The following is a 17,848-nucleotide window of genomic DNA, read 5'->3' on the forward strand; positions in this document are numbered from 1 at the left end:
TCGATCTCGACACCCGGCGCGCGTCTCTTGGGGGCACGGGCTTCCGTCTGGACAACTAGGGCGATGGCTGCTATACGGCCACCTCCTGCACTATCTGACAACTCTAACCTAGGAAGGTGGTGACAACCACATGCAGGTCTCTGTTCGCGACAACAACGTCGATCAGGCGCTCCGCGCCCTGAAGAAGAAGCTCCAGCGCGAAGGCGTTTTCCGTGAAATGAAGCTCAAGCAGCATTTCGAGAAGCCGTCTGAAAAGAAAGCGCGCGAGAAGGCAGAAGCTGTTCGCCGTGCCCGCAAGCTGGCACGCAAAAAAGCTCAGCGCGAAGGTCTCCTCTAAGACCCGGCCGCCGGCCTTTTCGAAGGGCATTTCCTTCGGAACGAACACGATGAAAATGGACGACCCCCGCGGCCTGGCCCGGGGGTCTTCGCTTTTCGGGGCACCGGATTGGCCCGGCCCCGGATCGCCCCCGGATCGGCCAGGATCCGGACCCGCCCGTCCCCGGCCCCGTCTGACCCTCAGACCGGCAGCGCCGTGGTCTTGAAGACGGTGCGCAGCGCGAAGGAGCTCTGCATCCGCTGCACCCCCGGCAGCCGCGCCAGCGACTGGCGATGGATTCGGGCAAAGTCCTCCGAACTTTCGGCAACCACCTTCAGCAGGTAGTCCGCCGTGCCCGCCATCAGATGGCATTCCAGGATCTCGGGCACCCGGGCGACCGCGGTCTCGAAGGCTTCCAGCAGCTCGTCCGCCTGGCCCGACAGGCCGATCTCGACGAAGACGGTGGTCGCCAGCTGCATCCGGCGGGCATCCAGCAGGGCCACGTAGTTCTTGATCAGCCCGTCCTTCTCCAGCCGCTGCACGCGGCGGTGGCAGGCGGATTGCGACAGGCCGACCCTGTCCGAGAGATCCGCGTTGGAGATGCGGCCGTCCTTCTGAAGCACGCGCAGGATGGCGCGGTCGATCTGGTCCAAGGGGCTGATCCGTCCTTCTGGGGGCCCGGGGCGCGCAGGCTGGCGCGCGCAGGGGCGGTATCGGGCAAGATCCTTGCGCCATATCCCTGCGAAACACCAGCCCCCGCGTGGCGGTGATCAGGCCGCCGGGTCCTTCTTCAGCACATCGCGGATCTCCAGCAACACATCGAGCTGGGTGGGACCGGCGGGTTTCTCCTCGGCGGGCGCGGCGGCTTCCTCGCGGATCACCCGGTCCTTCAGGCGGTTGACGTAGCGCACCAGCAGGAAGACCACGAAGGCCACCAGCAGGAAGTTGATCACCGCCGAGAGGAAGGCCCCGTAGGCAAAGACCACGGCCCCCGCATCGCGTGCCGCCGCCAGGCTGTCATAGGGCCCCTGCCCCGCCAGCAGCAGATAGTGGTTCGAAAAGTCGAGCCCCCCGGTCAGCAGCCCCAGGATCGGGTTCAGCAGGTCCGAGACCATGGATTTGACGATGGCGGTGAAGGCCGCCCCGATGATGATGCCCACCGCCATGTCGAGCACGTTGCCCTTGGCGATGAAGGCGCGAAATTCCTTCAACATGGTGTTCCTCGTTAATGTGTGTTCACGGACCATCTTACCTGCATCCCCGCACAGGCAAAGCTAGACTTGCCGTGGGTCCCCTCGTGGTTTTCGCACCGACTGCGGTTATATCGGTGCAAAGCGACAACAGGAGAGAGACGATGTTCCCCGAAGACTTCCCGATCACCCGCAAATGGCCCGCCCAGTCGCCCGAGCTGCTGCAGCTCTATTCCTTCCCGACACCGAATGGCGTGAAGGTCTCGATCGCGCTGGAGGAGATGGAAATCCCCTACGAGGCGCACCGGGTGCCGCTGGGCGATGCCTATGTGCGCAGCCCGGAGTTCCTCTCGCTGTCGCCGAACAACAAGATCCCGGCGATCATCGACCCGAACGGCCCGGAGGGAGAGACCGTGGCGCTGTTCGAAAGCGGCGCCATTCTGATCTACCTGGCCGAGAAGACCGGCAAGCTGATGCCCCCCTCCGGCGCCGGGAAGTACGAGGTCATCAAGTGGCTGATGTGGCAGATGGGCGGCCTTGGCCCGATGCTGGGGCAGCTTGGCTATTTCCACAAGTTCGCCGGCCGCGAGATCGAGGATCCCCGCCCCCGTGATCGTTTCGTCACCGAGGGCAAGCGGCTTCTGAACGTGATCAACGGCCAGCTCGAGGGCAAGGACTGGGTGACCGGGGAGTTCTCGATCGCCGACATCGCCATTGCCCCCTGGCTGAACTCGGTCTTCTTCTACGAGGCTCAGGACCTGCTGGGCTGGGAGGACTTCGCGAACCTGCAGCCCTACCTGGACCGGTTCTTCGCCCGCCCCGCGGTGATCCGGGGCCGGACCATCCCGGCGGCGGACTGAACCGTACCGGGTGGAGCGGCAGCAACAGGCAAGGGCAGCCCCATGGGCCGCCCTTGCTGCATCGCAATGCCGGTGGAGAGATGCGCCTCCGGCGGGGATATTTGGAGCCAGATGAAAGAGCCTGCGGTGGTGAGGGACGGCGGGCGGGGCGTCTCTCCCGGAACGGGAGAGAGCGTCCGACCGTCCGTCCTCAGCCGCGCAGGGCGCCGCCGGTGGCCTTCGCGACCTTCTCGACGATTTTCGTACTGATCGCCTCGATGTCCTTCTCCTTCAGCGTGACGTCCTGCGGCTGCAGGCGCACGGTGAGGGCAAGGCTCTTCTTGCCCTCGCCCAGGGCGCCGCCGATGAACTCATCGAAGACCCGCACATCGGTGATCAGCGCCTTGTCGGCCCCGGCAGCGGCATTGACCAGCGTCAGCGCCTCGACGCGCTCATCGACGATGAAGGCGAAGTCGCGCTCGACCGGCTGCAGGTCGTTCAGGGTCACGGCCCCCTTCGAGGTGGTGGCATTGCGCGGCAGCGGGATTTCTTCCGGCCAGATGGTGAAGCCCACGGCGGGGCCCTTCACATCCATCTGCTGCAGGATCTTCGGATGGATCTCGCCGAAGACGGCCAGCATCTTCTTCGGACCAAGGCAGATCCGGCCATGGCGGCCCGGATGGAACCAGGCAGCTCCGTCGCGCAGGATCTGCACCTTCGCGGGCGCGCCGATGGCCGCCAGCACAGCCTCGACGTCGGCCTTGGCGTCGAAGACATCGACCGCGCGGGCGGCGCCGTGCAGATCCTTCGGCCCGGTCTGGCCGACCAGCAGGCCGGTGACCTGGAGGTGCTGCTCGCCCGGCTCGCCGCCGGTGAAGGCCGCACCGACCTCGAACAGCGCCATGTCGGCCATGCCGCGCGCCTGGTTGCGCGCCGCCGCCTGCAACAGGCCCGCCAGCAGGTCGGGACGCATGTGGCTCATCTCGGATGAAATCGGGTTCGCCACCATGGTTGCATCATCGCCGCCGCCGAACAGAGTGGCCGTTGCCTTGTCGATGAAGCTGTAGGTCACGCATTCGTTGTAGCCGAGCGCCGCCACCGTGCGCCGTGCGATCTGCTCGCGCTGCTGCATCGGGGTCAGGATGGGCTTGGGCACGCCCGGCAGCATCCGCGCCATCGGCTTGGGCTCAAGCTTGGTGAGGGAGGCCATGCGGGCCACCTCTTCCACCAGGTCCGCCTCGCCCAGCACGTCGGGGCGCCAGGACGGCACCTGCGCCATGTCGCCCTCCATCACGAAGCCCAGGCGCTCCAGCGTGGCGCGCTGCTCCTCTGCGGGAATATCCATCCCCACCAGCGACGAGCAGCGATCGGTATCCAGACGATAGGCCCGCGACACGTCCGGCACCTCGCCCGCCACGACCTTGCCGCTTACCGCGCCACCGCAGAGTTCCACGATCAGCGCGCAGGCCCGGTCCAGCGCCTCCATGTTGAAGCCCGGATCGATGCCACGCTCGTTGCGGTAGCGCGCGTCCGAGTTGATCTTCAGCGCACGCCCGCCCTCGGCGATCGAAACGAAGTCCCAGAAGGCCGCCTCGACGAAGACATCGGTGGTTTCCTCGGTGCAGCCCGAGACCTCGCCGCCCATGATGCCGCCGATGCTTTCGACGCCGTTGTCATCGGAAATCACCAGCACGCCGGCGGGGATCTCGTAGGTCTTCTCGTCCAGCGCCAGAAGCTCCTCGCCGCCCTTGGCACGGGAAATCACCAGATCCCCGGCGATCTTGCCGGCATCGAAGACGTGCAGCGGGCGGTTCAGGTCGTAGGTGAAATAGTTCGTCACATCGACCAGAGCGGAGATCGGGCGCAGCCCGATGGCGCGCAGCTTCTGTTGCAGCCATTCGGGGCTGGGGCCGTTCTTCACGCCCTTGATCAGGCGACCGGCGAAGACCAGGCAGCCGTCCTTTGCGCTCTCGTCGATGGTGACGCCGACCGGGCAGTCGCCCGCGGTCTCTTCCAGCGCATAGGCGGGCATCGGCTTCAGCGTGCCAAGGCCGCGTGCCGCCAGGTCGCGGGCCACGCCGCGCACGCCAAGCGCATCGGGGCGGTTCGGCGTGATCGCGATCTCGATCACCGGATCGACGGCGGCGGGGCGGTTCTGGGCCAGCCAGGCGGAGAATTCCTGGCCCACCTCGCCGCTCTCCAGCTCGATGATGCCGTTATGCTCGTCCGAAAGCTCCAGCTCGCGCTCCGAGGCCATCATGCCATGGCTTTCCACGCCGCGGATCTTGCCGACGGAGATGGTGATGTCGAGGCCGGGGATATACATGCCGGGCTTGGCCAGCACCACGGTGATGCCCGCGCGTGCGTTCGGCGCACCGCAGACCACCTGGGTCTCGCCGGTGTCCGCCAGAACCTTGCAGACCCGCAGCTTGTCCGCATCGGGGTGCTGCTCGGCTTCCAGGATCTTCGCCAGGGTGAAGCCCTTCAGCTTCGCCGCCGGGTCCTCCACGCCCTCGACCTCAAGGCCGAGGTCGGTCAGCGTCTCGAGGATGAGATCCAGCGAGGCATCAGTATCAAGGTGTTCTTTCAGCCAGGAAAGGGTGAATTTCATGGGTCAGTCCTTCAGGCGGGAGGCGAGGTCGGCGTCATCGCCCATACGGTAAAGTTTGATTTCACGGATCAGCCGCAGCGTGGGCTTGGCGGCGAAGAGGACCGAACCGATCAGAAACAGCCAGGTCCCCGGGGTCATGAGGCTTTCGTAGAAGAAGAAGACGGAGCCGATGATGAAGCACAGCGCCGCCCCGAAATCCACGCAGGTATGGGCGATCTCGAACAGGGCGTAGATACGCTTGCTGTCCTCGCTCAGCTGGCGGGTCTCGTGGCGGAAGAGTTTCATGCAGGCAACCTTTCCGGGATCAGGCGGGGGAATGTCCCCTCAACTGCGGCCCGAAGGCCCTCCGGCAAGGTCCGCGCGGCGTTCACCGCCCGACCGGCCGCGCCGGACCGCCCCCCCGGGCGGGCGCGTTGCGCCCCCCTGCGGTCGGGCACCAGCCTTGCGGCATCGCCCGTCGGGTTGCGGTCCGGCTGCATCGGCCTCAGACGCCTCCGCGGATCGTCGGCACCTGCAGCGCGCTGAAGCCGTAGTGGCGCAGCCAGCGCAGGTCGCTGTCGAAGAAGGCGCGCAGGTCGGGGATGCCGTATTTCAGCATCGCGATCCGGTCGATCCCCATGCCGAAGGCAAAGCCCTGCCATTCCTTCGGGTCGATCCCGCCGGCTTCCAGAACCTTCGGGTGCACCATGCCGGAGCCCAGGACCTCAAGCCAGCCGTCGCCCTCGCCCACCTTGACGGTGCCGTTTTCCCAGGAGCACTGGATGTCGACCTCGGCCGAGGGTTCGGTGAAGGGGAAGTGCGAGGCGCGGAAACGCGTCTTCACCTTCTTGCCGAAATAGGCCGAGAAGAACTCTTCCAGCACCCACTTGAGGTTCGCCATGGAGATGTCCTTGCCGATGGCAAGCCCCTCGACCTGGTGGAACATCGGCGTGTGGGTCTGGTCGTAGTCGGCGCGGTAGACGCGGCCCGGGCAGATGATGCGCAGCGGCGCGCCGTGCTTCTCCATGGAGCGGATCTGCACCGGGGAGGTATGGGTGCGCAGCACGTGCGGGGGACGGTCATCGCCCTCGGCACGGTGCATGTAGAAGGTGTCCATCTCGGCCCGCGCGGGGTGGTGGCCGGGGATGTTCAGCGCGTCGAAGTTGTACCAGGCCTGCTCGACCTGGGGGCCTTCGGCGACGGCAAAGCCCATGTCGGCGAAGATCGCCGTGCATTCTTCCCAGACCTGGCTGACCGGGTGGATGGAGCCCTGGCGCTGCGGGCGCACCGGCAGCGTCACGTCCAGCCATTCCTCCTTCAGGCGGATGTCCAGCGCGGCATCGGCCAGCGCCACCTTCTTGGCGGCCAGGGCCGAGTTGATCTCGTCCTTCAGGGCATTCAGCTGCGGGCCCATGACCTGGCGCTCTTCCGGGGTCATCTTGCCCAGCTCGCGCATCTTCAGGCTGACCTCGCCCTTCTTGCCGACCGCCTGCACACGCAGCTCTTCCAGCGCGCTTTCGTCAGCTGCCGCGGCAATGGCCGACAGGTACTTCGTCTTCAGATCGTTCATCCGATCCTCTCCTGATCCGGTTTGCACCCTGCTACGAAAGCGGGCCCTGAAAGACAAGAAGCCGCGAGACCTCGAAAGGTCCGCGGCTTCTCCTGAAATCTTACCCTTGGAAGGGGTATTACGCAGCGAGCGCGGCCTTCGCCTTTTCGACGATGGCTGCAAAAGCGGCGGGTTCGTTCACGGCCAGGTCGGCCAGAACCTTGCGGTCCACTTCGATGCCGGCCAGGGCCAGACCGTTGATGAAGCGCGAGTAGGTCATCGCTTCGTCATGCGCGCGGACACCGGCGTTGATACGCTGGATCCACAGGGCGCGGAAGTTACGCTTGCGCGCCTTGCGGTCGCGGGTCGCGTACTGGTTGGCCTTGTCGACGGCCTGACGGGCAACCTTGAAGGTCTTGGAGCGACGGCCGTAGTAGCCTTTCGCTGCGTCGAGGACCTTCTTGTGACGGGCGTGGGTAGTGGTACCACCTTTAACGCGGGACATGTCGCGACCTCCTTATTTCTTTTTCTTTGCGTAGGGCATCATGGGCATAAGGATCTGCTCATCTGCCTTCGAAAGGGTGGTCGTGCCGCGTGCGTCGCGGATGAACTTCGTCGTCCGCTTGATCATGCCGTGGCGTTTCCCGGCCTGGCCAGCAATGATCTTGCCGGTGGCCGAAACCTTGAAGCGTTTTTTGACGCTCGATTTCGTCTTCATCTTGGGCATTTTCAGCTCCTATGTTCAGAGTGAACACGCGACTCGGCATGCCTCACTGGCCGGCCGCGCGGTAGGAAGCCGCCGTATAGGGGCGGATTCGCAGTTTGGCAAGGGTTTTGCGCAGGGCTCAGGAGCCCGTCGCCGCATGGCCGATCGACTGCATCAGATGCAGGGGGCCGATGGTCACGCCATTGCCCCCGAACAGCTGCACCCAATGCTCGACCAGCCAGGCCGTCAGCAGCACCACGGCCACCGAAAGGCCGCCCGCGAAGACGCTGAACAGCGCCCCCGCGACCAGCAGCAGCAGGGCCAGGGCCCCGATGACCCGAAGCGTACCGGGACCCATCAGGCTCACTCGTCGTCCGAGAAGATCAGGCGTTCATCGCAGGGCGCGACGCGCAGGATGTTCGTGGTGCCGGTCTGGTTGAACGGCACGCCGGCGGTGACGACGATCTGGTCGGCCTCGGTGGCCAGCCCGGTGACGCGGGCGCCGCGCGCGGCATTCACCACCGCCTGCTTGAAGCGGTAAAGCTCTCCGGTCATCAGGCAGTTCACGCCCCAGGTCAGGGTCAGCCGGCGCGAGGTCGAGCGTTCCGAGGTCAGCGCCAGGATCGGCACGCGCGGCTTCTCGCGCGAGACGAGAAGCGCGGTGGTGCCCCGCTGGGTGAAGCAGCAGATCACCTTGATCTCGGTCTTCTCGGCGATCTCGCGGGCGGCGGCGACGATGCCGTCGGCGACCGAGCCGATGCCGCGGATCGCGTTCCGCTGCGCCTCGATCACCTCGCGATAAAGCGGATCGCCCTCCACTTCCTTGGCGACGTTGTCCATCGTGGTGACGGCCTCGATCGGGAAGCTGCCGGCAGCGGATTCGGCCGAAAGCATCACCGCATCCGTGCCCTCGTAGATGGCGGCAGCCACGTCCGAGACCTCGGCCCGGGTGGGCATCGGGCTCTCGATCATCGATTCCAGCATCTGGGTCGCGACGATCACCGGCTTGGCGGCGGCGCGGCATTTGCGGATCAGGCGCTTCTGGATCGGCGGCACCGAATGCACCGGCAGTTCGACGCCCAGATCCCCGCGCGCCACCATGATCCCGTCAGAGACCTTCAGGATGTCGTCGAAGACCTTCACGGCGGCGGGCTTCTCGATCTTGGCAAGGATCGCGGCGCGGCCATCGACCAGCGCGCGGGCCTCTTCCATGTCGGCGGGGCGCTGCACGAACGAGAGCGCGATCCAGTCGACGCCCAGCTGGCAGACGAATTCCAGATCCTTGCGGTCTTTTTCCGACAGCGCCGCCAGCGGAAGCACCACGTCGGGCACGTTGACACCCTTGCGGTTGGAGATCGTGCCGCCCACCGTCACTTCGCAGTTCGCGTAATCGGCGCCGCAGTCCTTGACCTTCAGGCGAATCTTGCCGTCGTTGACCAGCAGGCTGGCACCGGGTTCCAGCGCCGCGAAGATCTCGGGATGGGGCAGGTTCACGCGGGCCGCATCGCCCGGGGTCTTGTCCAGGTCGAGACGGAAATCGGCGCCCACGACAAGGTCCTCCGCCTCATTGGCGAAGACGCCGACCCGCAGCTTGGGGCCCTGAAGGTCGGCCAGGATGCCGATGGTGCCGTCGATGTCACGCTCGATCTCGCGGATGATGCGGTGCTTCTCGCGGATCTCGTCATGGCTGCCGTGGGACATGTTGAGCCGGAAGACATCCGCCCCGGCTTCGTGAAGCGCGCGGATCGTCTCGTAGGTCTCGGACGCCGGTCCGAGCGTGGCGACGATTTTCGTATTGCGCTGACGTATCATTCAGGTCATCCCCTATTGTCGCGGTTCGGGGCAAAAACCCCGAATGTTAGCGGTCACATTCACCCATAATCCTTCCGGCGACACTTGCCAATGGAGGTGACACCCTCATGACTTATGCCCCTTTCACGGTTACCGGAACGCAACGGAAAGGACGCTGGCTGATCACCTGTGACCACGCTGCGAACACCGTACCGGATTTCGTGGCAGGCGGAAGCCTTGGTCTTCCGGAAAGCGACATGCAGCGTCACATTGCGTATGATCCCGGAGCCGCCGGAGTTGCAAGGGCGCTTGGCACGCTGCTGGACAGCCCGGTGATCGAAAGCAACTTCTCGCGGCTGGTGATCGACCCGAACCGCGGCGAGGACGACCCGACGCTGCTGATGAAACTCTACGACGGCACGATCATTCCGGCGAACCGCCATGCCGGCCCCGAGGAGCGGGAGGCGCGCCTGAACGCCTGCCACCGCCCCTACCACGCCGAGATCGCCCGCCTGGCCGCACGCCGCGACGATACCGTCTACCTGGCCATCCATTCCTTTACCCCGCAGCTGCGCGGCCGCCCCAAGCGGCCCTGGCATGTCGGCGTGCTGTTTGCCGAGGACGAACGCCTGAGCGCCCCGCTGATCGACCGGCTGCGTGCCGAACCCGACCTGTGCATCGGTGCGAACGAGCCCTACGGCGGCCACCTGCCCGGTGACGCCGTTGACCGCCATGCCATTGCGCCCGGGCGCCTCAACACGCTGATCGAGCTGCGCAACGACCTGATCGCCTCGGCCGAGCAGCAGGCCCGCTGGGCCGAACGCCTTGCCCCGATCCTGCAGGCCGCGCTGGCCGACACCGCATCCTGAGTCCAGAAAGGAAGTCCCATGCCCCAGATCGTCATCGAACACGGCGGCCTCGACCTTGATCTCCAGCCGCTGTTTCAGGCCATGGTCGATGCCATCGTCTCGCATCCCGCCGTGCCGCCCGAGGCGGTGAAGCTGCGCGCCCACAAGGCCGACGCCTTCCTCATGGTCTCCGGGGAGCCGGGCTTTCTGAACGTGACCCTGCGCCTGATGGAAGGCCGCCCGGTCGAACAGCATATCGAGATGTCGGGTCTGCTTCAGGACGTGATCGCAAAGCTGCTGCCGTCGCAATATGCCGTCAGCCTGGAAACCGTGACCATGGGCAAGGCCTCCTACTTCAAGCGCCCCGCCCCCGCCTCTGCCTGAGACCCGAAAGGAGCCGTCATGGACGACCAGACCCGCACCGAGCTGGAGGCCGCCGCCTTCCGTGCCCTGCGCCATCACCTGATGGAGCAGCGCCCCGACGTGCAGAACATCGACCTGATGAACCTGGCCGGGTTCTGCCGCAACTGCCTGAGCCGCTGGTACATGGAAGCCGCGCAGGAGCGCGGTCTGGACATGGACAAGGAGGCCGCCCGCGAGGCCTTCTACGGCATGCCCTACGAGGACTGGAAGACCCGCAACCAGACCGAGGCCACGCGCGAACAGAAAGCCGAATTCGAGACCGCCTTCCGCGAGAACGTCGGCAAAAAAGACTCGTAAAGCGCAAGTTTTTGTTCACGAAACCTTGAGCTTGCCCCGTCAATCCCCATCTCGGACCGGATGACCCGGACAACAGGAGGGATTGATGGGGCTACGGCGTGAACTGGACAGGTTTTTCTCGAGCGACGCATCGGGAGGCATCTTCCTGATCCTTGCAACGGCGCTGGCCCTGATCGTGGCCAACTCGGCCCTCGGGCCGGCCTATGACGAATGGCTGCACACCTACCTGAAGATTTCCTTCGGCGAGAGCGAGCTGAAGAATTCCCTTCTGCACTGGATCAACGACGGCCTGATGGCGGTCTTCTTCTTCCTGGTCGGGCTGGAGCTGAAGTACGAGCTGCTGGAAGGCAAGCTGAAGAACCCCTCCGACGTGATCATGCCCGGCATGGCGGCGGTGGCGGGCATGGCCTGCCCGGCAATCGTCTTCGTGGCGCTGAACCTCGGCAATGCGGCGAACCTCGGCGGCTGGGCGATCCCGGCGGCGACCGACATCGCCTTCGCCCTGGGCGTGCTGGCGCTGGTCGGCCCCAAGGTGCCCTCCTCGCTGAAGATCTTCCTGCTGACGCTGGCGATCCTTGACGACATGGGCGCCATCGTGGTGATCGCGCTGTTCTACACCGCCGACCTGCAGGTCAACTACCTGCTGATGGCGCTGCTGCCGCTGGCCGCGATGTTCGTGCTGCACAAGCGCAAGGTGCACCGTGTCGCCCCCCTGCTGATGCTGGGCCTGGTGCTGTGGTTCCTGGTGCTGAAATCGGGTGTCCATGCGACCCTCGCCGGCGTGCTGACCGCCTTCTTCATCCCGCTGAAGGACAAGTACGGCAAATCGCCCCTGCACGCGCTGGAACACGGCCTGTCGCCCTATGTGCTGTTCTTCATCGTGCCGCTTTTCGCCTTCGGCAATGCCGGCGTGGTGCTGAAGGGCATGACCTTCTCGGACCTGCTGGATCCGCTGGCGCTCGGCGTTGCGGGCGGGCTGGTGATCGGCAAGCAGGTGGGCGTCTTCGCGGTGGTCTGGATCATGGTGAAAACCGGCCTGGCCCGGATGCCGGCGGGCGCCAGCTGGGGCCATATCTACGGCGTCGCCTGCCTGGCCGGCATCGGCTTCACCATGTCGCTGTTCATCGGCACGCTCAGCTTCGACGATGCGACGATGATGAACTCGGTCCGCCTCGGGGTGCTGGTCGGCTCTGCGATCTCGGCGGTGCTGGGCTTCACGGTGCTCAAGCTCGTGTCGCGCGGCGCCAAGGAAGAGGTGCCGGCCAAGGCCGCCGCCTGATCCGGATCGCACACAGCGGACAAAAAGGGCGCCCCCGGGCGCCCTTTGACGTTTCCGCCGCCCGGCCCCTATACCGGGCCCGATCCCGAAGGAGCCCCGATGCACGCCCAGTTCCCCCTGCCCGACCTTGCCCGCGCCCTGCTGCCCCATGCCTTCGACAGCCGCGACAGCCGCGACAGCGCCCATGACGAGGCGCATCTGCTGCGGGTCTGGCGCAATGCCCAGAAGATCATGGCGCAGGAAGGCGGCGATACCCGGATCCTGCTGGCCGCGACCCTGCTGCATGACTGCGTGCATGTCGACAAGGGCGCGCCGGAGCGCTCGCTGGCCTCGCGCATGGCCGCCGCCCGGGCCAGCGACCTGCTGGGCGAGATGGGCTGGAGCGCGGCCGACACCGCGCAGGTCGCCCATGCCATCGAGGCGCACAGTTTCTCGGCCCAAATCCCGCCGCAGAGCCTTGAGGCGAAGATCCTCCAGGATGCCGACCGGCTGGATGCCCTGGGCTACATGGGGGTCGCGCGCTGCCTGGCGCTGTCGGGGGCCCGCGGCGCGGCGATCTGCCATGCCACGGATCCCGGGGCCCTGAACCGCCCGCTGGACGAGGACGCCTTTGCGCTGGATCACTTCCAGACCAAGCTGCTGGGCTTCGGCAAGGGAATGCAGACGGAAACCGGGCGCACCATGGCCGCCGCCCGCAGCGCCGACCTGCGCCGCTTCTACGACGGGCTGCTGGCCGAGATCGGCTGAGCCGCCCTCAGCCCCGCGTCACCGCCGCAAGCGCCTCTGCCACCGGCAGATCGCCGTCGGTCAGCTCCAGGATCTCGCGGCGGATCTCGGGATGATCGACGAGGGCCGCCAACACGGTGGCCACGTTGCCCCGCTTCACGCTGCCGTAGCCAAGCGCCCAGCCCAGGCTGACCTGACCATCGGCCTCCTCGTGCAGCAGGGTGCCGGGCCGCAGGATCACCCAGTCAAGCCCCGAGGCCGCCACCGCCGCATCGGCGTGCTTCTTGACGGCCATGTAATGCTCGAACCCCGGGCCCAGGTCGCGGTCGCGCCCGGCTTCGGGGAAGGCCGAAACAAGGTAGAAGCGGCGGATGCCGTTGGCCTCGGCGGCAGCCAGCGCCTTCACCGGCCCCTGCCCGTCGATCTCGGAGGTACGCTCGGTTCCGCTGCCGGCGGCCCCGGCCGAGAAGATGATGACGTCATGGTCCTGAGCGGCCAGCGTCAGCTCATGGGCGCTCAGCTCCATCAGGTCGCCACGCAGCGGCGTGACCCCCATCGCCGAAAGCCCTTCGGCCTGTTCTGGGGCGCGGTGCAGGCCGGTGACCTCGTGACCGGCGGCGACAAGCAGCGAGGCCAGACGGTGGCCCACGCCACCCGTGGCCCCGATCAGCAGAATGCGGGACATGGTTCGGATCCTTTCCTTTTGCGAAGATCTAAGGCCGCACCCCGCCGGGAACAGCCCCCGCGGCGATCACGGTGCCGAAACGACATCGGCCCGCCGCTGGTGCGACGGGCCGAGGCCGGTTCCGGGGAAACGCGAAGGCTCAGATGGCCTGCTTGCGCATCTCTTCGATGTAGATCTCGCGCAGGCGCGGTGCGACCGTGCCCGGGACGCCTTCGCCGATCTTGACGCCATCGACCTCGACTACCGGCATCACGAAGGCGGAGGCAGAGGTGGTGAAGGCCTCGTCGGCCTCCTGGGCTTCGGCGATGGTGAAGTTGCGCTCCTCGACCTCGTACTGGGCCTCGGCGGCAAAGCGCAGCACGGCGGCGCGGGTGATGCCGTGAAGGATGTCGTTCGACAGCGCGCGGGTGATGATCTTGTTGCCCTTGACGATATAGGCGTTGTTCGAGGAGCCCTCGGTCACGAAACCGTCCTCGACGAACCAGGCATCATCGACGCCGGCCTTCTTCGCCATCATCTTGGCCATCGACGGCCAGAGCAGCTGGACGGTCTTGATGTCGCGGCGGCCCCAGCGGATGTCCTCGACCGAGATCACCTTGTTGCCGGTCTTGGCGACCGGGCTGTCGGCCAGACCCGGCTTGCTCTGGGTGAACATCACCAGGGTCGACGGGGTGGTTTCGGGATCGGGGAAGACGAAGTCGCGGTCGCCCGGGGCGCCACGGGTCACCTGCAGGTAGATCATGCCGTCGACCAGATCGTTCTTGGTCACCAGTTCGCGGTGGATCGCCAGCAGCTCGTCCATGGTCACCGGGGCGTTCATCGACAGCTCTTTCAGCGAACGCTCCAGGCGCTTCGCATGGCCGTCGAAGTCGATCAGCTTGCCGTTCAGCACGCTGGTCACCTCGTAGACGCCATCCGCCATCAGGAAACCGCGGTCGAAGATGGAGATCTTCGCCTCTTCCTCGGGCAGGTACTCACCATTCACATAGACAATGCGGCTCATCTCATCGCTCCTTGGGCTTTCGCGTCTTCACCGGCGCGGGCACATCACGGCATGGCTTTTGCCCCCGCAGGCGGCAAAAGACCAGTGGTCATTCATCGGGAAAAGGGGGCAGGCCGCCGGAAGGGGGCGGCGACCTGCGCCAGGGATCCCGGGGCATGCGCTTGGGGCAGGCATGTCCCGGGCACGGGGGCCTCAGCCCCAGAGGGTCGCGTCCGAGGGGTGCACCCCTTCGGCGTCGTAAACCAGCGGCGTCTCGCGGTCCTGCGCCATCAGCAGCGGACCGTCGAGATCGGTGATCATCGCGCCCTGCGCCACCAGCAGCGCCGGCGCCATCGCCAGAGAAGAGCCGACCATGCAGCCGACCATGATGCCGTAGCCCTCGGCCAGCGCGGCCTCGCGCAGCGCCAGCGCCTCGGTCAGACCGCCGGTCTTGTCCAGCTTGATGTTCACCACGTCATACTTGCCCTTGAGCTTGGCGAGCGAGGCGCGGTCATGGCAGCTTTCGTCGGCGCAGACCGGCACCGGGCGCTCCATGCCGATCAGCGCATCGTCCAGACCGGCGGGCAGCGGCTGCTCGACCAGCGCGACGCCCAGGCGCACCAGGTGCGGCGCCAGGTCGGCATAGACCTCGGCGGACCAGCCCTCGTTGGCATCGACAATGATCTTGGAGGCCGGCGCGCCGCGACGCACCGCTTCCAGACGCGGCATGTCGTCAGGGGTGCCCAGCTTGATCTTCAGCAGCGGGCGGAAGGCGTTCTTGGCGGCCTGGGCCTCCATCGCGGCGGGTTCGTCCAGCGACAGGGTATAGGCGGTGATCTCGGGCTTGGGCGCGGCCAGACCGGCCAGTTCCCAGACGCGCTTGCCGGCCTTCTTGGCCTCCAGATCCCACAGCGCGCAGTCGACGGCATTGCGTCCGGCGCCGGAGGGCATCAGCTCCTGCAGGCCCTTGCGGGTGATATCGGGCGGCAGCGCCGCGATCTGCGCGGCCACGCTGTCCAGCGTCTCGTCGTAGCGGGCATAGGGCACGCATTCGCCCCAGGCACGGACATCGCCGTCCTGCAGGTGAACGGTCAGCACCTCGGCCTCGGTCCGTGCGCCCCGGCTGATCCGGAACACCTGGGCCAGCGGGAACGTGTCGCGGCTTACCTCGATCTGCACGGGCCTGCCTCCTTCATCTTTCCAAAAATATGCCCGCCGGAGGCGTCGCAACGACGCCCCCGGCGAAACGGATCAGGCTGCGAGCATCGCGTCGACCAGACGCGCGGCGCCGAAGCGGTACGGGTCGGTGGCGGGCAGACCCATGTCTTCCTCGACCTTGGCCAGGTAGGCCTTGGCCTCGTCTTCCGCCATGTGCTGGGTGTTGACCGAGATGCCCACGACCTTGACGTCGGGGTTCACCACCTTGGCCAGCGTCAGCGCCACGTCGCGCAGCGCGTCGAGGGCGGGCAGCTTGTACTCGGGCAGGCCGCGCATGTGTTCGCGGGTCGGCTCGTGGCACAGGATCAGCGCGTCGGGCTGGCCGCCATGCACCAGCGCCATGGTCACGCCGGAATAGGAGGCGTGGAACAGCGAGCCCTGGCCCTCGATCATGTCCCAGTGATCTTCATCATTGTCGGGGGTCAGGTATTCCACCGAGCCGGCCATGAAGTCGGCGATCACGGCATCGAGCGGCACGCCGTCGCCGGTGATCAGGATGCCGGTCTGGCCGGTGGCGCGGAAGGAGGACTTCAGCCCGCGTTCCTTCATTTCCTTGTCCATGCACAGCGCGGTGTACATCTTGCCGACCGAGCAGTCGGTGCCCACGGCCAGGCAGCGCTTGCCGGTGCGTTTCTTGCCGTTGGCGATCGGGTACTGGACGGAGGGGATGCGCACGTCATGCAGGGTACGGCCGCATTCCTTGGCGACGGCGGCCAGGTCGGCCTCGTTGCGCAGCAGGTTGTGCAGGCCCGACGCGATGTCAAAGCCTTCTTCCAGCGCCTCGATCAGCACCTTCTTCCACGCCGGAGAGATCACGCCGCCGCGGTTCGCGACACCGATCACCAGGGTCTTGGCACCGGCAGCCTTGGCTTCGGCCAGGGTCATGTCCGTCAGCTTCATGTCGGCCTTGCAGCCTTCCATGCGGAACTGGCCGACGCAGTTTGCGGGGCGCCAGTCCTTGATGCCCTGGGCGACCTTCGCGGCCAGCGCGTCGGGGGCATCACCGAGGAAGAGGAGGTACGGAGTTTCGATCATTTTATTCAGGCTCCCTGAGGAATTTCCCGCACTCTGCGCCGCATCTGCATCAAGGTGTTTGCAAAGTTGGCGCCAAAACGCCTCATGGCGCAAAGCTGTCCCGGAATTTACCCTGCCTGTCGAAGAATCCGTCTTCTGCGCGCGACTCCCTGCCGCGCTGCAAAAAACCGTTGAGACCCCATGTGGAATTAAATAATCATTAACGAACTATCAGCGCAACTTTGTTACCGACAGGAACGCCGATGTCCTTCCGCCTCCAGCCTCAGGCTCCCGCCTTCCCGAATCGATGCCAGCTTTTCGGGCCCGGTTCGAATACCAAGCTCTTTGCCAAGATGGCCGCCTCGGCTGCCGACGTGATCAACCTCGACCTCGAGGATTCGGTGGCCCCCGACGACAAGGTCCAGGCCCGCGCCAATATCATCGAGGCGATTCGCACGGTGGACTGGGGCAACAAGATCATCTCGGTGCGAATCAACGGCCTGGATACCCCCTGGTGGTACCGTGACGTGGTCGAGGTGATGGAACAGGCCGGTGACCGGCTGGACCGGATCATGATTCCGAAGGTCGGCTGCGGCGCCGATCTTTACGCGGTGGACGCCCTGGTCACCGGGATCGAGCGCGCCACCGGGCGCACCAAACCCGTCGATTTCGAGGTCATCATCGAGAGCGCCGCCGGCATCGCCCATGTCGAGGAGATTGCCGCAGCGTCCCCCCGCCTGAAGGCCATGAGCCTGGGGGCTGCGGATTTCGCGGCCTCGATGGGGATGCAGACGACCGGCATCGGCGGCACCCAGGAAGACTACTACATGTTGCGGGAGGGCCAGAAATATTGGTCAGATCCATGGCATTGGGCGCAGGCGGCCATCGTCGCGGCCTGCCGGACCCATGGTGTCCTGCCGGTAGACGGGCCCTTCGGCGACTTCTCCGACGATGAAGGCTACCGCGCGCAGGCGCTGCGCTCGGCCACGCTGGGCATGGTCGGGAAATGGGCCATCCACCCGAAACAGATCGCCCTGGCCAACGAGGTCTTCACCCCGCCCGAGGCCAAGGTCGCGGAGGCGCGCGCCATCCTCTCGGCCATGGAAGAGGCAAAACGCAGCGGCGCCGGTGCGACGGTATACAATGGAAGACTGGTTGACATCGCGTCCATTAAACAGGCAGAAGTGATCGTGAAACAGGCCGAGCTGATCGCCGCGTCTCTCTGAGGACTTGAAGGCATGCTCGCCAAAGCGCCCGCGGGAGGAGGACCTGCGGGCGCTTCTGTTGATACGACCCCCCTTTCAGGACCGATAGCCGGAACCCGCGCCCCACAAGGCCGCGATTTTCCGGATCAGCTCTTGGATTTGCCGGTCCACGGGCTAGGCTTCGGCCGAA

The 17,848-nt window shown here is 66.0% G+C and carries 21 protein-coding genes; 8 read left to right on the plus strand and 13 right to left on the minus strand.

Annotated elements, in window-relative coordinates; all coding sequences use genetic code 11:
* The first annotated feature begins 130 nt into the window (after window positions 1-130).
* Window positions 131-337, plus strand: a complete 207-nt coding sequence (gene rpsU, locus KM176_RS21235; protein WP_042458983.1) for a 30S ribosomal protein S21 — start codon at window positions 131-133, stop codon at window positions 335-337.
* 179 nt (window positions 338-516) lie between these two features.
* On the opposite strand, the gene KM176_RS21240 is transcribed toward rpsU, so the two are convergent.
* A complete protein-coding gene (locus KM176_RS21240) occupies window positions 517-969 on the minus strand; it encodes an Lrp/AsnC family transcriptional regulator (RefSeq protein WP_160896562.1) in 453 nt (150 codons plus the stop codon).
* A gap of 117 nt (window positions 970-1,086) precedes the next feature.
* A complete protein-coding gene (gene mscL, locus KM176_RS21245; protein WP_160896561.1) occupies window positions 1,087-1,530 on the minus strand; it encodes a large conductance mechanosensitive channel protein MscL in 444 nt (147 codons plus the stop codon).
* A gap of 140 nt (window positions 1,531-1,670) precedes the next feature.
* Here mscL and KM176_RS21250 point away from each other — a divergent pair, with 140 nt between their 5' ends.
* Window positions 1,671-2,366: a glutathione S-transferase family protein gene (locus tag KM176_RS21250; RefSeq protein WP_160896560.1), complete on the plus strand. Its 696-nt coding sequence runs from the start codon at window positions 1,671-1,673 to the stop codon at window positions 2,364-2,366.
* A gap of 190 nt (window positions 2,367-2,556) precedes the next feature.
* On the opposite strand, the gene pheT is transcribed toward KM176_RS21250, so the two are convergent.
* From pheT to pyk, 7 genes are all read right to left on the minus strand, one after another.
* On the minus strand, window positions 2,557-4,956 hold the full coding sequence (gene pheT, locus KM176_RS21255; RefSeq protein ID WP_160896559.1) for a phenylalanine--tRNA ligase subunit beta: 2,400 nt from the start codon (window positions 4,954-4,956) through the stop codon (window positions 2,557-2,559).
* Window positions 4,957-4,959: 3 nt separating this feature from the next.
* Window positions 4,960-5,241, minus strand: a complete 282-nt coding sequence (locus tag KM176_RS21260) for a YrhK family protein (protein WP_160896558.1) — start codon at window positions 5,239-5,241, stop codon at window positions 4,960-4,962.
* 199 nt (window positions 5,242-5,440) lie between these two features.
* The gene (gene pheS / locus KM176_RS21265; protein ID WP_160896557.1) at window positions 5,441-6,505 is read right to left on the minus strand and encodes a phenylalanine--tRNA ligase subunit alpha; all 1,065 of its coding nucleotides are present in this window, start codon (window positions 6,503-6,505) and stop codon (window positions 5,441-5,443) included.
* Between the two features lie 118 nt (window positions 6,506-6,623).
* Complete coding sequence (gene rplT / locus KM176_RS21270) at window positions 6,624-6,989, minus strand: 50S ribosomal protein L20 (protein ID WP_160896556.1); 366 nt, start codon at window positions 6,987-6,989, stop codon at window positions 6,624-6,626.
* A gap of 12 nt (window positions 6,990-7,001) precedes the next feature.
* On the minus strand, window positions 7,002-7,211 hold the full coding sequence (gene rpmI, locus KM176_RS21275) for a 50S ribosomal protein L35 (RefSeq protein WP_160896555.1): 210 nt from the start codon (window positions 7,209-7,211) through the stop codon (window positions 7,002-7,004).
* Between the two features lie 118 nt (window positions 7,212-7,329).
* A complete protein-coding gene (locus KM176_RS21280) occupies window positions 7,330-7,557 on the minus strand; it encodes a hypothetical protein (protein WP_160896554.1) in 228 nt (75 codons plus the stop codon).
* Window positions 7,554-9,002 (minus strand): pyruvate kinase, encoded by a 1,449-nt coding sequence (gene pyk / locus KM176_RS21285; protein ID WP_160896553.1) that lies wholly within the window; start codon window positions 9,000-9,002, stop codon window positions 7,554-7,556. Before pyk ends, KM176_RS21280 begins: the two co-directional genes overlap by 4 nt.
* A gap of 107 nt (window positions 9,003-9,109) precedes the next feature.
* On the opposite strand from pyk, the gene KM176_RS21290 reads away from it, so the two are divergent.
* The 5 genes from KM176_RS21290 to KM176_RS21310 all read left to right on the plus strand — a co-directional run bounded on the left by KM176_RS21290 (window position 9,110) and on the right by KM176_RS21310 (window position 12,575).
* A complete protein-coding gene (locus KM176_RS21290; protein ID WP_160896552.1) occupies window positions 9,110-9,850 on the plus strand; it encodes an N-formylglutamate amidohydrolase in 741 nt (246 codons plus the stop codon).
* An 18-nt stretch (window positions 9,851-9,868) separates the two neighbouring features.
* On the plus strand, window positions 9,869-10,213 hold the full coding sequence (locus KM176_RS21295; protein ID WP_160896551.1) for a 5-carboxymethyl-2-hydroxymuconate Delta-isomerase: 345 nt from the start codon (window positions 9,869-9,871) through the stop codon (window positions 10,211-10,213).
* Window positions 10,214-10,231: 18 nt separating this feature from the next.
* On the plus strand, window positions 10,232-10,549 hold the full coding sequence (locus KM176_RS21300) for a DUF1244 domain-containing protein (protein WP_160896550.1): 318 nt from the start codon (window positions 10,232-10,234) through the stop codon (window positions 10,547-10,549).
* Between the two features lie 85 nt (window positions 10,550-10,634).
* A complete protein-coding gene (gene nhaA / locus KM176_RS21305; protein ID WP_160896549.1) occupies window positions 10,635-11,828 on the plus strand; it encodes a Na+/H+ antiporter NhaA in 1,194 nt (397 codons plus the stop codon).
* Window positions 11,829-11,927: 99 nt separating this feature from the next.
* Window positions 11,928-12,575: an HD domain-containing protein gene (locus tag KM176_RS21310; RefSeq protein ID WP_160896548.1), complete on the plus strand. Its 648-nt coding sequence runs from the start codon at window positions 11,928-11,930 to the stop codon at window positions 12,573-12,575.
* Window positions 12,576-12,582: 7 nt separating this feature from the next.
* Here the strand turns inward: KM176_RS21310 and KM176_RS21315 are convergent, their stop codons facing one another.
* The 4 genes from KM176_RS21315 to dgcN form a co-directional block, all read right to left on the minus strand.
* Window positions 12,583-13,239 (minus strand): SDR family oxidoreductase, encoded by a 657-nt coding sequence (locus tag KM176_RS21315; RefSeq protein WP_160896547.1) that lies wholly within the window; start codon window positions 13,237-13,239, stop codon window positions 12,583-12,585.
* A 139-nt stretch (window positions 13,240-13,378) separates the two neighbouring features.
* Window positions 13,379-14,242, minus strand: a complete 864-nt coding sequence (locus tag KM176_RS21320) for a D-amino-acid transaminase (RefSeq protein ID WP_160896546.1) — start codon at window positions 14,240-14,242, stop codon at window positions 13,379-13,381.
* Window positions 14,243-14,434: 192 nt separating this feature from the next.
* Complete coding sequence (gene dgcA / locus KM176_RS21325; RefSeq protein ID WP_160896545.1) at window positions 14,435-15,400, minus strand: N-acetyl-D-Glu racemase DgcA; 966 nt, start codon at window positions 15,398-15,400, stop codon at window positions 14,435-14,437.
* Between the two features lie 72 nt (window positions 15,401-15,472).
* Window positions 15,473-16,474, minus strand: coding sequence for an N-acetyltransferase DgcN (gene dgcN / locus KM176_RS21330; protein WP_160896544.1), 1,002 nt, complete (start codon window positions 16,472-16,474; stop codon window positions 15,473-15,475).
* Window positions 16,475-16,716: 242 nt separating this feature from the next.
* Here dgcN and KM176_RS21335 point away from each other — a divergent pair, with 242 nt between their 5' ends.
* A complete protein-coding gene (locus KM176_RS21335; RefSeq protein WP_160896543.1) occupies window positions 16,717-17,679 on the plus strand; it encodes an L-malyl-CoA/beta-methylmalyl-CoA lyase in 963 nt (320 codons plus the stop codon).
* The last annotated feature ends 169 nt before the right edge of the window (window positions 17,680-17,848 follow it).

It is taken from the genome of Pseudooceanicola endophyticus, from assembly GCF_018760365.1.
In the GTDB taxonomy this organism is placed as follows: Bacteria; Pseudomonadota; Alphaproteobacteria; order Rhodobacterales; family Rhodobacteraceae; genus Pseudooceanicola; species Pseudooceanicola endophyticus.